General features: G+C 62.1%; 12 protein-coding genes. All 12 read left to right on the forward strand.

Annotated elements, in window-relative coordinates:
• Nucleotides 1-136 precede the first annotated feature (136 nt).
• Nucleotides 137-1162 carry a LacI family DNA-binding transcriptional regulator gene (locus J3P95_RS14160; protein ID WP_434580872.1) on the forward strand — a complete coding sequence of 342 codons (1026 nt, stop codon included), beginning with the start codon at nucleotides 137-139 and terminating at the stop codon, nucleotides 1160-1162.
• Nucleotides 1163-1242: 80 nt separating this feature from the next.
• Entirely contained in the window at nucleotides 1243-2025 is a 783-nt protein-coding gene (locus tag J3P95_RS14165) for a sugar phosphate isomerase/epimerase family protein (RefSeq protein WP_434580871.1), read from the forward strand.
• Nucleotides 2018-2971 carry a sugar kinase gene (locus tag J3P95_RS14170; RefSeq protein ID WP_434580870.1) on the forward strand — a complete coding sequence of 318 codons (954 nt, stop codon included), beginning with the start codon at nucleotides 2018-2020 and terminating at the stop codon, nucleotides 2969-2971. Before J3P95_RS14165 ends, J3P95_RS14170 begins: the two co-directional genes overlap by 8 nt.
• 62 nt (nucleotides 2972-3033) lie before the next feature.
• A complete protein-coding gene (locus J3P95_RS14175; RefSeq protein ID WP_434557450.1) occupies nucleotides 3034-4332 on the forward strand; it encodes an MFS transporter in 1299 nt (432 codons plus the stop codon).
• Nucleotides 4333-4345: 13 nt separating this feature from the next.
• Entirely contained in the window at nucleotides 4346-5323 is a 978-nt protein-coding gene (locus J3P95_RS14180; RefSeq protein ID WP_434580869.1) for a 2-hydroxyacid dehydrogenase, read from the forward strand.
• 465 nt (nucleotides 5324-5788) lie between these two features.
• Entirely contained in the window at nucleotides 5789-7495 is a 1707-nt protein-coding gene (locus J3P95_RS14185; RefSeq protein ID WP_434557452.1) for an ATP-binding cassette domain-containing protein, read from the forward strand.
• Nucleotides 7496-7665: 170 nt separating this feature from the next.
• On the forward strand, nucleotides 7666-8625 hold the full coding sequence (locus J3P95_RS14190) for an AAA family ATPase (protein WP_039589986.1): 960 nt from the start codon (nucleotides 7666-7668) through the stop codon (nucleotides 8623-8625).
• Between the two features lie 9 nt (nucleotides 8626-8634).
• Entirely contained in the window at nucleotides 8635-9579 is a 945-nt protein-coding gene (locus J3P95_RS14195; protein WP_434557453.1) for a DUF58 domain-containing protein, read from the forward strand.
• Nucleotides 9576-10070: a DUF4381 domain-containing protein gene (locus J3P95_RS14200; RefSeq protein WP_434557454.1), complete on the forward strand. Its 495-nt coding sequence runs from the start codon at nucleotides 9576-9578 to the stop codon at nucleotides 10068-10070. The genes J3P95_RS14195 and J3P95_RS14200 overlap by 4 nt, the downstream gene beginning before the upstream one ends.
• Complete coding sequence (locus J3P95_RS14205) at nucleotides 10063-11142, forward strand: vWA domain-containing protein (RefSeq protein WP_434557455.1); 1080 nt, start codon at nucleotides 10063-10065, stop codon at nucleotides 11140-11142. The genes J3P95_RS14200 and J3P95_RS14205 overlap by 8 nt, the downstream gene beginning before the upstream one ends.
• Nucleotides 11139-12872 carry a tetratricopeptide repeat protein gene (locus J3P95_RS14210; protein WP_434580866.1) on the forward strand — a complete coding sequence of 578 codons (1734 nt, stop codon included), beginning with the start codon at nucleotides 11139-11141 and terminating at the stop codon, nucleotides 12870-12872. Before J3P95_RS14205 ends, J3P95_RS14210 begins: the two co-directional genes overlap by 4 nt.
• The gene (locus J3P95_RS14215; RefSeq protein WP_434557457.1) at nucleotides 12869-14506 is read left to right on the forward strand and encodes a BatD family protein; all 1638 of its coding nucleotides are present in this window, start codon (nucleotides 12869-12871) and stop codon (nucleotides 14504-14506) included. The genes J3P95_RS14210 and J3P95_RS14215 overlap by 4 nt, the downstream gene beginning before the upstream one ends.
• Nucleotides 14507-14663: the final 157 nt, after the last annotated feature.

Below are 14663 nucleotides of genomic sequence, written 5' to 3' on the forward strand. Positions count from 1 at the left end.
CGTCGCCGCTGTCGGACCGAGGTGAACCACCGTCGGTCGCACCTGTGATGCATCGCCCTTGACGCCGGATCAGCTTCTAGTGTTTCCTGAAACCGGTTTCAGAGCCGCTAAAAATCCAATAAGCAGGTTTCAATCCGTGAATTCTTTCTCCGCCGCCCAGCGCAGCCGCGTAACCATGTTAGATGTCGCCGAACGCGCCGGGGTCTCCAAGGCCAGCGTCTCGCGCTTCATTGGCGAGGACCGCGCGCTGCTTTCCGAAGCCATCGCCCGGCGCATAGAGCAGGCGATCAGCGAGCTGGGTTACCGGCCGAACCAGATGGCCCGCGGCCTGAAACGCGGGCGCACACGCCTGATCGGCATGCTCGTGGCCGATATCCGCAACCCCTATTCAATTGCCGTGATGCATGGCGTAGAAACCGCCTGCCGTCGCCACGGCTACAGCCTTGTGGTGTGCAACACCGACCGCGATGATGAGCAGGAGCGCCAGCATCTGGCGCTGTTGCGCGCCTACAACATCGAAGGGCTGATCGTGAACACGCTGGGCCATCACCGTGATGAACTGTTCGAACTGCGCAGCGAAATGCCCATGGTGCTGGTGGATCGCAAGGTCGATCGGCTCGACAGCGACTTGGTGGGTCTGGACAACCCGGCGGCCGTCGAAATGGCCCTCGACCACCTCGAACAGCGGGGTTACCGCGATCTGCTACTGGTAACCGAGCCGTTCGACGGCACCAGCTCGCGCATCGAGCGAGTCGAGAGTTTCAAGGCCGGCATCGAGCGCCGCCCTGCCTTGGCTGGCGCCGTGGTGGAAACCTGCGATCAACTGGCCGGGCGCATCAAAGACTTCCTTGCCCAGCCAGGCCTCGGCCCCAAGGCACTCTTTTGCGCCAACGGCATCGCCGCGCTGGCCGCCACCCAAGTATTGCGCCAATTGGGCTGCCACTTGTTCGACGATGTTGGGCTGATCGCCCTCGACGACCTCGATTGGTATCCCTTGGTGGGCAGCGGTATCACCGCCCTGGCACAGCCGACGGCTGAGATCGGCGCCAGCGCGTTCGAGTGTTTGCTCAAGCGCTTGCGTGGCGACAACGGGCCGGTACGGACCCTGGATTTTGCGGCGCAGCTGATTGAGCGTGGATCGACGCGCGAGGTCCTTCAATGACTGCACTGGCTGCTGCTGAAATCCAAGGCTCAGCCTTTTTTTTGAACAAAACTGAAACCGGTTTCAGAGGTACAAGAACAATGCATAGCCCACCCGTTTCCATCAGCCTCTCCAGCTACGGTGCCGACCTGGTGCGCCAGCACGGCCAAGGCAGCTTCATCGCGCTTCTGGCCGCCGCCGGTGCCTCGCGAATCGAATGGCGCGAAGAATTGCTCACCACTGAACAACCCACCGAGCTGGCCGTCGACGCGCGAGCCCAGGGACTGAAGAGTGTCTATTCGTCGCCCCTTGAGCTCTGGCTGCCCGGCCAGTCCAAGCCCAATCCCGAATTGACCGTCGCCCTGCAACGCTGCGAGGCGTTCGGCTCGACGTGGCTTAAAGTTTCCCTCGGGCACTTCACCGACTCCCACGACCTGTCGGCCCTCGCCGACAGGCTCGCGGCAAGTCCCGCGCAACTGTTGGTGGAAAACGACCAGACCTTGCAAGGTGGGCGGATCGAACCCTTGCAACGTTTCTTCGCCGCCATTGAACAATGCGGGTTGCCTGTCGGCATGACCTTCGACATTGGCAACTGGCAATGGCAGGACCAATCGGCCACGGGGGCGGCCCGACAACTCGGACGGCATGTGGCGTATGTGCACTGCAAGGCGGTGGCCCGGCGTGCCGACGGCAAACTGATCGCCGTGCCCCCGGCCCTGGCAGACCTGCATCTGTGGGAGCAACTGTTCAAACACATGCCCGTCGGCGTGATGCGTGCCGCCGAATACCCGCTGCAAGGCGATGACCTGCTGGCCTTGACCGCCGAACATGTCACCATTTTGTCGCGCCTCGGGCAATCGCGCCGGGAGCCTGCCCATGACTGAATTCGATGTGTTGTCGTTCGGCGAAACCATGGCGATGCTGGTGGCCGACCAGACCGGCGACCTGGCCGGCGTCAGTCAATTTCACAAACGCATCGCCGGGGCCGACAGCAACGTGGCTATCGGTTTGTCGCGACTGGGCTTCAATGTCGCCTGGCTCAGCCGGGTCGGCGCCGACTCCCTCGGACGCTTCGTGACGCGGACGCTGGAGGAAGAAGGCCTGGATTGTCGCCACGTGGCGGTGGATCCGGCGCATCCCACTGGATTCCAACTGAAGTCCCGCTCCGACGATGGCAGCGACCCGCAAGTCGAGTATTTCCGTCGCGGTTCGGCGGCCAGTCATTTATCGATCGAATCCATCGCCGCGCCGTTGCTGGGCGCTCGTCACCTGCATGCCACCGGCATCGTGCCGGCGCTGTCGGCCACGGCCGGTGAAATGTCCTTTGAATTGATGACCCGAATGCGCGAGGCCGGTCGCAGCCTGTCGTTCGACCCCAACCTGCGCCCGAGCCTGTGGCCCTGCGAAGCGATGATGATCCGCGAGATCAATCGTCACGCGGCCCTGGCCCATTGGGTCTTGCCGGGGCTTGGCGAAGGTCGCTTGCTGACCGGCCGTGAAGATCCGGCCGACATCGCCGCGTTCTACCTCGACCAGGGCGCCGAAGTCGTGGTGATCAAGCTCGGCGCCGACGGGGCCTATTACCGCACCGCACTGGACCAGGGCTTTATTGGCGCTGTGCCGGTTCCCCGGGTGGTGGACACCGTGGGCGCCGGTGATGGCTTCGCCGTGGGCCTGATCAGCGCGCTGCTTGAAGGCCGCGACGTCACCGAAGCGGTACGACGCGCCAATTGGATCGGCAGCCGCGCGGTGCAGAGTCGCGGGGACATGGAAGGTCTACCGACGCGCCTGGAGTTATCGGCTGAATTCGAGGTCGCCTGCTGCCAATAGAAACCGAAAAAGTTTCACAAACGCACCTGCTGAACAAAAACAACAAGCTCAGGAGTCATGACATGCAAACGCTCAATCTCGCCGCCCGCCGCTGGTGGTACATCATGCCCATTGTGTTCATCACCTACAGCCTGGCGTACCTCGACCGGGCCAACTACGGTTTCGCCGCCGCCTCGGGGATGGCCGAGGACCTGATGATAACGCCCGGGTTGTCGTCGCTGCTGGGCGCGCTGTTTTTCCTCGGTTACTTTTTCTTCCAGATACCCGGGGCGATCTACGCGCAAAAACACAGCGTGAAAAAACTGATATTCGTCAGCCTGATCCTCTGGGGCTCGCTGGCGACCCTGACGGGTGTGGTCTCCAACGCGTATTGGCTGATCGTGATCCGCTTCATGCTAGGCGTGGTCGAAGCCGCGGTGATGCCGGCGATGCTGGTCTACCTGTGCCACTGGTTCACCCGCGCCGAACGCTCGCGCGCCAACACCTTCCTGATCCTCGGCAACCCGGTGACCATGTTGTGGATGTCCGTGGTCTCGGGTTATCTGGTGGAGCAATTCGATTGGCGCTGGATGTTCATCATCGAAGGCCTGCCGGCAGTGCTCTGGGCCTTTGTCTGGTGGCGCCTGGCCGATGATCGCCCGGCCCAGGCCAAGTGGCTCAGCGACCAGGAAAAACAGGACCTGGAAAGCGCGCTGGCCGCCGAGCAGGTCGGCATCAAGGCGGTGAAGAACTATGCCGAGGCCTTCCGCTCACCCAAGGTAATCATCCTGGCCCTGCAGTTTTTCTGCTGGAGCATCGGTGTCTATGGTTTCGTGCTGTGGTTGCCATCGATCCTCAAGGCCGGCCTGAAGATGAACATGGTCGAGGCCGGGTGGCTGTCATCGCTGCCTTATCTGGCGGCGGTGATCGCGATGCTGATCATCTCCTGGGCGTCGGATAAAGTGCAGAAGCGCAAGCGCTTTGTCTGGCCGCCGTTGCTGGTCGCCTCCATCGCCTTCTACGCTTCCTACCTGCTAGGGGCGGAGCATTTCTGGTGGTCCTACACCTTGCTGGTGATCGCCGGCGCCTGCATGTATGCGCCTTACGGTCCGTTCTTCGCCATCGTCCCGGAAATCCTCCCGGCCAACGTCGCCGGCGGCGCCATGGCATTGATCAACAGCATGGGCGCACTGGGTTCGTTCGGCGGCTCGTACCTGGTGGGCTACCTCAACGGCTCCACCGGCTCCACCGGCATGTCCTTCTTGCTGATGAGCGGCGCGTTGCTGCTGTCGGTGGTACTGACCCTGGCCCTCAAGCCCGGCGCCAGCGACCGGGTCGTGTCCAAACCTGCGACGCCACAGCCGGCGCCCGCCCGTCCCTGAATCGAGAATCCTCATGAAAAAACACGTCGTGGTGTACAAAGCACTTTCAACGCAATTGATGGAACGCCTGCAAGCACAGGCCCAGGTCACCCTGATTGAACGCCTCGATGACCGGGGCCTGGCCCAACTGCGCGAAGCCCTGCCCAGCGCCCATGGCCTGCTGGGCGCAAGCCTCAGGCTCGATGCGTCGCTACTGGACCTGGCACCCCAGCTGGAGGCGATCGCCAGCGTTTCGGTTGGGGTCGACAACTACGACATCGATTACCTGACCGAACGGCGCATCGTGCTCACCAATACGCCGGATGTGCTGACCGAGACCACCGCCGACACCGGGTTCGCCTTGATCCTCGCCACCGCCCGCCGCGTGGTGGAGCTGGCCAACCTGGTCCGCGTCGGCCAATGGCAGCAGAGCATCGGCGCCAAGCATTTCGGCAGCGATGTCCACGGCAAGACCCTTGGCATCGTCGGCATGGGACGCATCGGCGAAGCGTTGGCCCAACGCGGCCATTTTGGTTTCGGCATGCCGGTGCTCTATCACAGCCACTCACCCAAGTCGGCGGTGGAGCAACGTTTCAACGCCCGCTACTGCGGCCTCGATACGCTGCTGCAAGAAGCTGATTTCATTTGCCTGACGTTGCCGCTGACCACTGAGACCCAAGGGCTCATCGACGCACGGGCGTTCGCACAGATGCGTCCCGAGAGCATTTTTATCAATATCTCCCGGGGCAAGGTGGTGGACGAAACGGCGATGATCGAAGCCCTGCGCAGCGGGCAGATCCGTGGCGCCGGACTGGACGTGTTCGACCGCGAACCCTTGAGCGCCGACTCGCCCCTGTTGCAGATGGACAACGTGGTCGCGACGCCACACATCGGCTCGGCGACCCATGAAACACGGGAAGCGATGGCACGTTGTGCGGTGGACAATCTGCTGGCGGCATTGGCGGGTGAACGGCCGATGGATCTGGTGAATCCGGGGGTTTGGAAGGGCTGAATCGTTTGGCCAGGAGGCTGGCTCCAGAAGTTGTATGTGGCGAGGGATTTATCCCTCGCCACTAAGGGCTGCCGGTACTGGATATTGCTAGCTGACCGAAAAAACCAACCCTTGAACCTTGTTGAATCATGCTCGAATCTTATCCATCCAAAATGAGCAAACCTTTCAAACCGTTGAAATAGATAGTGAAAAAGCCAGAACCCCACAATAACTCTTCTTCCTACAGGCGCGCCCTACCGGTCGCCAAGAACCGCCCTACGCCATCATCGGAAGTTGCGCCCTAGCCCATCCAAACGCCTGCTGTTATTAATTATGCACTTGCACCAAAACACGCAAGTTAGGTGAACGCCGAGCGACACACAGAATAATCAATAGAGCGGTCATTGATTTGTTGCGCTCTGCAGATGTTACGTAGCGGCTGAAACAATTTATCCACAAACACTCCCAGACGGTCGTATGCACTCTATGCAAACCTTCATCAGAACTGCCTGCAAAAAACATACGACACTTCTGACGTTAACCATTGCAACAATCATAATACTCAAACTTATCGCACTGGCCCCGCCCTTGCTCTTGGGGACCATTGTCGACACCCTATATGGCGTAAAACAGACAACAGCCAGAACGTTACTCATGCTTACGGTAGGCCTTGTTGTCGCCGGATGCGCCCAAGCGATCATCAGCCCACTTCAGATCCATTTCTTATCCAAGCTGGTCCAGCAGATCATGATGGCCGCGTCTATTGAGTGGCTGACCAATCTAATGCGCAAAGAGTTTGCCCAATTCAGCTCGTGGCGAATCGGGCACTTCATAAAATCGGTTGAGCGCGGCATCACCGCTCACGAACAGTTGCTGACGTTTTTTGTCACTGTTGGACTGCCGTTGTGCCTGGAATTTTTAATCGTCGGCGGTGCGTTCTTTTACATGGGCGGTATCGAGGTTTTCGTGAGCACGACCGTTTTAGGAGTTCTCTATCTGATAGTCACCCACAAAATTATCAGATGGCGCAGGAAACACATTGATGCGGTCAACGAGCAGGAAGATGAACTGAGCGCTCATCTGTACAACACGCTTGCGGCTGGCAAAGCGATAAAGCTGGAAAATGCCGAATCTACCGCAACACAACCGCTAAACGATGCCTTCAAGGGCTACGCCGATGCCGCGGTGTGCGCGGCGACCTCTGGTGGTTTTCTGAACGCCGCCAAGATCCTGTTCGTCAGCCTTTCCACGGGCGGATTATTGGGCTGGGGAGTCCTTGATCAACTGTCGAGCCAGCCCAGTATCAGTGTCGGACAACTGGTGGCGATTTTTTCCATCGCGGGCAGCTACTTACTCAATATCGCTGCGTTAACGGAGGGATACCGCGTGCTGGACCAGTTTTTTGCCGACCAGCGTCGACTTCTAAGCCTGCTTTCGCTTCCAAATTTTGATCATGGCGATCGGCAATCGACCACCGTTTTCAAGGGGCCATCGACACTGACTCTCGATCCGTGCGTACTGACCGAAAACAACCAAGTTCGCCTGACGATTACACAAAAGCTGTCATTCATTCAAAACCAATCAGTGGCGATCATCGGTCAGAGCGGTGCTGGAAAGTCTACGTTGCTGGAAATTCTCGCCGGTCTCGATCAAAAAACGCGAAGTCAGTTGAGCATCAACGCAACCCCCGTTTCGCAAATGAACCCTCGTTTCCACTTGAGTGCGTTGAGGTATTGCCCCCAACAGCCCCGTTTTTTGGAAGGTCCCTTTGAACAGTCCGTACTGTTCGGAGCAGAAATGTCGCCTTGTCTCAGCCAGACAATACGACGATTGCAGCTTGAGGAAATCGTTTCCCAACGGACCCTTTCTGAACAGGCATCAAATATCTCTGGCGGAGAAGCCAAGCGCCTGTCTCTGCTGCGGCTGATCAACAGGCCTGGACGATTCAATTTGTTCGACGAACCGAGTGCTTCAATCGAGCCTGGGATGACCGGTTCCGTATGGGACCTACTGTTCGATACTTTCGCGGAACGCGGATTAATCTGCGTCACGCACGATTTCGATCATCTGTTTCGTTTTGATCGAGTCATCGTACTGCATAACGGCGCGATTGCTGGCGACGGAGGCTGGCAGGCGCTGGTCGAAAGACCGGCAATCAAATCATTGCTAAATGACATCCGGACACAGCACTAGCCCCCGCCGCCGTCGCGAGCCAGCGCCGTGCATCGAATCCAATGCCGATCACAAATCCGCACATCCATCAAAATCCCGTTAGTCGCCACCCCCCACCATGCATTAAAGTAACGCCCCCAGCCCCGGCGTTATCCAGACGCCTGGGCCACCCTTTCCAGGAACAGTCACCGATGGAACATCGTGAAGCGCTACTGGCGCTGCGAACCTTTCTTTCAACGCAGATTCTCGGCCAGGAAAAACTCATCGAGCGCCTGCTCATCGCCCTGCTCGCCGACGGCCATATGCTGGTGGAAGGTGCGCCTGGTCTGGCCAAGACCAAGGCGATCAAGGAGCTGGCCGAGGGTATCGAAGCGCAGTTTCATCGCATCCAATTTACCCCCGACCTGCTGCCTGCGGACATCACAGGCACCGAGATCTATCGCCCGGAAACCGGCAGTTTCGTGTTCCAGCAAGGGCCGATCTTTCACAATTTGGTATTGGCCGACGAAATCAACCGGGCCCCGGCCAAGGTCCAGTCGGCCTTGCTCGAAGCAATGGCCGAGCGGCAGGTCAGCGTCGGGCGCAGCACCTATGAACTGTCGCCGCTGTTCCTGGTGATGGCCACGCAGAACCCGATCGAGCAGGAAGGCACCTATCCGTTGCCCGAAGCCCAGCTCGACCGATTCCTGATGCACGTCAAGATCGGTTTTCCGGATGCCGCGGTTGAGCGCCGTATCCTGCAACAGGCCCGGGGCGAAGCACTGAATGGCGAAACCAAGCCTGAGCGGCGCGTGAGCCAACAGGCGATTTTTTCCGCACGCAAGGAAATCCTCGGCTTGTACATGGCCGACGCTGTGGAGGAATACCTGGTGCAGCTGATCATGGCGACCCGCAACCCGGCCAAGTTCGACCCGGAAATGGCCGAGTGGATCGCCTACGGCGCCAGCCCGCGGGGTTCGATTGCCCTGGACCGTTGCGCCCGCGCCCATGCCTGGCTGGCCGGACGCGACTTCGTCAGCCCGGAAGACATCCAGGCCGTGCTGTTCGACGTGCTGCGCCATCGCATCATCCTTTCGTTCGAAGCCGAAGCCGCCGGCATTGACCAGGACCGGGTCGTGCAGCGGATTCTCGACGTCGTCGCAGTCGCTTGAGCATTGGCAATGAATGACCCACTGGCGCCCGTCCCGGGCATCCGCGTCAGCCTTTCGGAGCTGATCGAGATGCGCCACCGTGTGCGCGAGGTGCAATTGTTCTCCACCCCCGGCCAGCGTAGCCCGTTGATTGGCCTGCACCACTCCAAGCTGCGTGGACGCGGTGTGGATTTCGACCAGGTGCGGGTCTATCAGGCCGGCGACGATGTGCGGACCATCGACTGGCGCGTCACCGCGCGGACCCAGGAGCCCCACACCAAGCTGTTCCACGAAGAACGGGAGCGGCCGATCTTCATCATGATCGAGCAAAGCCATCGCCTGTTCTTCGGCTCCGGGCAGGTTTTCAAATCGGTGCTGGCCGCCCAGGCCGCCAGCCTGATCGGCTGGGCCGCGCTGGGGCACAACGACCGGGTGGGCGGGCTGGTGTTCGGCAATAACACCCATTACGAAGTCAAGCCCCGGCGCAGCAAGCAGAGCCTGCTGCAATTGCTCAATCGCCTGGTGCGCGTCAATCAATCGCTGCACACCGAAGGTGAGTCGGACCACGACTCGTTCGGCGTCGCCTTGCGCCGCGCCCGGGAGGTGCTGCGTCCCGGCAGCCTGGCCATCGTGATTTGCGACGAGCGCGCCCTGTCCGACGGTGCCGAGCAGCAATTGAGCCTGCTATCGCGCCATTGCGATCTGTTGCTGCTGCCGTTGTCCGACCCGCTGGACCACGCCCTGCCCGCCGCCGGGCTGCTTCGGTTTGCCCAACGGGGCGAGCAGCTGGAGATCGATACGCTGAACTTCGAACTGCGCCAGACCTATCGCGCCCAGGCCGAGGCACGGCTGGAGCGCTGGGAAATGCTCGCGCAGAAGCTGCGAATCCTGATGCTGCCGTTGAGCACGCAGGGCGACATGGTCGAACAACTGCGCGAGTACCTGAACCCCAAGCGGCCAGGGAAAACCCGATGAGCAGCCTTGATCAACTGCAGCCGCTCATGGCCCCGCCCCCGATTGGCTTCTGGCCGCCCGCGCCAGGCTGGTGGTTGCTGCTGGTGCTGATGCCACTGCTGGGCCTGGGCCTGTGGCAGTTGCGCCGGTTCATTCCCGCCAGGCGTACCGATTCGCGCACCGAACAACCGCTGGACCCGGTACGCCTCGCGGCGCTGGCCGAACTCGCCCTGCTGCCCAAACCCTACGACGGCGCACCCGCCGGGGCCTGGCTGCAGCAACTCAACGGGCTGCTCAAGCGCCTGTGTCGCAACCACTATCCCTACAGCCAGAGCCACACCCTCAATGGACGCAAATGGCTGGCCTTCCTCGATAACCGCTGCCCGGCCGCCGGCCTGACCCGCTGGATGATCCTGGTGGAAGGCGCCTACAAGCCTGAATGCAAGCTCGATGACAAAGCCATTGCCGGCCTGACCCAGGCGGTCGAGATCTGGATTCGCAAGCATGTTTGAATTCGCCTGGCCGTGGATCTTCGCCCTGTTGCCATTGCCCTGGCTGATGCGCCTGGTTCTGCCGGCGGCGGACAGCGGTGAGCCGGCCCTCAAGGTCAGTTTCCTGGAAGACCTCGAAGGCTTGGTTGGGCGCCGGGCCCGGGCCAACCTGCCGACCTGGCGCCAGCAGGCGCCCTTCATCCTGCTGTGGCTCCTGCTGCTGATCGCCGCCGCCCGCCCGCAATGGCTGGGCGAACCGCTGCCGATTGCCGCCAGCGGCCGCGACCTCTTGGTGGCGGTGGACGTATCAGGGTCGATGGATTTTCCCGACATGCAGTGGAAGGACGAGGAAGTCAGTCGCCTGGCGCTGGTCCAGCACACGCTCGGGGACTTTCTCGAAAGCCGCGAAGGCGACCGGGTCGGCCTGATCCTGTTCGGCAGCCAGGCTTATCTGCAAGCGCCGTTGACCTTTGACCGTCACACCGTGCGCCTCTGGCTCGACGAGGCGCGCGTAGGCATCGCCGGCAAGAACACCGCCATCGGCGATGCCATTGGCCTGGCACTCAAACGCCTGCGCCAACGTCCGGCCCACAGCCGCGTGCTGATCCTGGTCACCGATGGCGCCAACAACGGTGGCGAAATCGATCCGCTGACCGCCGCCCAACTGGCCGCCGATGAAAGCGTGAAAATCTACACCATCGGCGTGGGCGCCGATCCAGAGCAAACGGGCACGGCCGGCTTCCTGGGCGTCAACCCGAGCCTGGATCTCGACGAAGCGACACTCAGGGACATCGCCCAAGTCACCGGCGGTCAATATTTTCGAGCCCAGGATGGAGAGCAATTGCTGGCGATCAAGACCACCCTCGACCAACTCGAACCGGTGGCGCAGCAACCGACCCAGGCACGCCCGTCCCTGGCGCTCTATCAGTGGCCGCTGGCCGTTGCGCTGTTGTTGAGCATGTTGCTGGTGGCCAGGGAACGCTGGCCGGACAACCCGTTGCAGCGGCTCTTTACCCAGCCGCTGTTTCAGCCATCGCAATCCTCTGAATGGCGTAAACGGCTCAAGCGCCTGCGACTGCGGAGGCGCCGATGATCGCGCTCTGGCCGCATTGGCTGCGCCCTGGTTTCATCCTGCTGCTGCCTCTGTTGGGTTGGCTGCTCTGGCAACTGTGGCACCGGCAAAAACGCGTGGGCCGCTGGCAGATGATCCTGCCCCCGGCGTTCCATGCGGTGCTGCTCAGCGGTGGCAGCGGCCGTGAAAGTCGACTGCCCTGGATTGCCCTGGGCCTGGGCTGGCTGCTGATGGTGCTGGCCTTGCTCGGCCCCAGTTGGACGCGCGTCGAACAGACCAGCCAGAAACCCGCCGATCCGCTGGTTGTGATCTTGGAACTGGGCCCGGAAATGCTCGCCACCGACGTCCCGCCCACGCGCCTGGAACAGGCCCGGCGCAAAGTGCTGGACGTGCTGCAAAATCGCAGTGATTCACAGACCGCGATCATCGTTTACGCCGGCAGCGCCCACACCCTGGTGCCGCTGTCCGACGACCTGGCCACCAGCGCCAACCTGCTCGAGGCCCTGGCGCCGTCGATCATGCCGCAAAACGGCCACCGCGCCGACTTGGCGGTCACCAAAGCCATGGCCTTGCTCGATCAGGCCGGGCTTGGTCATGGCCGGATCCTGCTGATAGGGTCGTCGCTGAACGAGCAGGAACGCCTAGGCATCCGGCAGGTTTTGGACGGTTCCGCGACGCGCTTGCTGATGCTCGGCATCGGTACCCGTGAAGGCGCGCCAGTGGCCCAGGAGGATGGCAGTTACCTCAAGGACCCACAGGGCGCCATCCTGGTCCCGCGCCTGGACAGCCCGAGCCTCAAATCCTTCATCAATGAACTGGACGGCCGCTACCGGCCGGCACGCCTGGATGACGGTGACCTGCGCGGCCTGGGGCTGTTGGACGGCCCACGCCGTCTGCGCAGCGATGGTCAGAAACTGCGCCTGGATACCTGGGCGGACCAAGGCTACTGGCTGCTTCTGCCGCTGTTATTGCTGGCCGCGTGCGCCGGGCGGCGTGGTTGGCTGTTCTGCCTGCCGCTGCTGTTCGCCTTTCCGCAAACCGGCCATGCTTTCGAATTCCAGGACTTGTGGTTGCGCGCCGATCAACAAGGACAGCACTTGCTCAAGCAAAAACGCCCCGCCGAGGCGGCCGCCCATTTCGAGGACAGCCAATGGCAGGGGGTTGCCTTGTACGAAGCCGGTGCGTACAGCGAAGCCGCCCGACGGTTTGCCGAAGGCAACGATGCCCGGGCTCATTACAATCGCGGCAACGCCTTGGCCAGGAGCGGCGAGCTGGAAGCCGCCATCGATGCCTATGAACAAGCCTTGGAGCTGCAACCGGACCTGCGCCCGGCGCAGACCAACAAAGCCCTGGTGGAAAGTTTGCTGAAAGAGCAGGCACCGCCACCGGATGCGCCCAAGCCTGCCGAACGCGAGGAACCTAACCCCGCCGAGCAACCGCCGGATACCGATGCTTCGGCGCAGTCTTCAGAGCCGGGGCAGCCGTCCTCCGACGCCAGCGCGGCGCCCGACGAATCCCCGGCATCCCAGGCACCGCCGCCCGGCGCCCAGGATGTGCCCGGCAGCGAGTTGCCCGACGAGCAGACCACCACCCCGCCACTGCGTCCGGCCGCGGGCCAGCGCAATGAAGAAGAACAGCGCCAGGCACTTGAACAGTGGCTGCGCCAGATCCCGGATAACCCGGGCGAACTGCTCAGGCGAAAATTCTGGTATGAACAGCAAAGCCACCAGGCCCAGGAAAAACACCAATGAGCCGCTGCATCGTCTATCTGCTTCTATTGCTGCTTTGGGCTGTCGGCTCCCAAGCCGCACAGCTCACCGCCAGCGTGGACCGCAGCCGCCTGAATTCCGGGGAGACCGTTGAGCTGACGCTGGAGTCCAACGACGCCACGCTGTTCGGCAAACCTGACCTGAGCGCTCTGCAGGCGCTATTCGATGTGCGGGGCACGCGCCAGGTCAACCAGTTGACCACCCTCGACGGCGAGAATCGCGCCACCACCCGCTGGATCGTGACCCTGCTCCCGCGCCAGAGCGGCACCGTGGTGATACCGGCCCTGCAATTGGGCGAAACAACCAGCCAGCCGATCACGTTGCAGGTGATCGAAAGCGAAACCCGTAACGCCTCCGGCACCCTCGCGCCCGTCTTTATCGAGGCCAACCTCGACCAGGCCCAGGTGTATGTGCAGGCCCAGGCGATCCTTACGCTGCGCATCTACCATTCGGTGTCGCTGTACGACGACAGCAGCCTGACACCGTTGCACATTCCTGACGCACGCACCGAGCAACTGGGCGAATCACGTACCTACGAGAAGGTCATCAACGACGTTCGCCACGGCGTGATCGAACTGCGTTACGGCATTTATCCGCAGCGCAGCGGCGAACTGACGATCCCGGTCCAGACCTTCAGCGCCACGCTGGTCGAGCCAACCGCCCAGGGCACGGCAACGCCGGGCGCCAAACCTGGCCAGTTGATGCGAGTCAGCTCCACGCCATTGCCATTGACCGTCATGCCCAAGCCCGCCAGCTACCCGGCCGACCTGCCATGGCTGCCGGCCCGCAGCCTGTCCTTGAGCGAAAGTTGGAGCCCGGAACCGACCCACAGCCAGGTCGGCGACTCACTGACCCGCAGCCTGACGCTGGAGGCCGAAGGCTTGACCAGCGCCCAGCTGCCTCCGTTGCCCGCGACCGAGATCAACGGCCTGCGGCGTTATCCCGACCAGCCGGTGCTGAGCAGTCGCAGCAGCGAACGCGGCCTTGTGGGCAGTCGTGAAGATCGCGAGGCGCTGGTGCCCAACCGCAGCGGCACCATCGAGCTGCCACCGGTGGAAGTGGTCTGGTGGAACACCCTGGAAGATCACCTGGACCGCACCAGCCTGCCCGCGCGAACCCTGCAAGTGGCGAACAATCCGAGCCTGATGGTCGACACACCGGCGGGCCCCGCTCAAATCGTCACGACCGTGGACAGCGAGACGCTGTGGTATTGGCAACTGAGCACGCTCATCCTTACCTGTACCACACTGCTCGGTTTCGGCCTGTGGTGGCGAGCCCGCTGGCAACCGGCGATCCTGCGCGCGACCCAGGCCGGACCGAGCCCACGCACCCTGCTGGACGACCTCAAGCGTGCCTGCCTGGCCAACGATCCCCACGCCACCCGCCAGGCGCTGGACGCCTGGGCCCGCCAGCAACCGGAGACGCTGGCCGACATGGCGGCGCGTTTCGTGCCGCTGTCCGACGCCCTGGACGGCTTGAACGGCGCCCTCTACAGCGAAACCGGCCAGCACTGGCAAGGCGAAGACCTGTGGCGTGCGATTCGCACCATCCCGCCCCTTGAGGGCGCACAGGATTCAACCAGCGATTCGAGCCTGCCGCCGCTGTACCCCAAATAACCCTCGCGAACGGCGCCGAGCTTTTGTGGCGAGGGAGCTTGCTCCCGCTGGCGCGCGCAGCACGCCCAAAGCCAGGCGCCTCGGTGTATCGGAAAGGTTGCGACTGGCTAGTTAGGGCCGCTGCGCAGCCCAGCGGGAGCAAGCTCCCTCGCCACAA

It is taken from the genome of Pseudomonas sp. Z5-35, from assembly GCF_051131945.1.
Lineage (GTDB): Bacteria > Pseudomonadota > Gammaproteobacteria > Pseudomonadales > Pseudomonadaceae > Aquipseudomonas > Aquipseudomonas marvdashtae.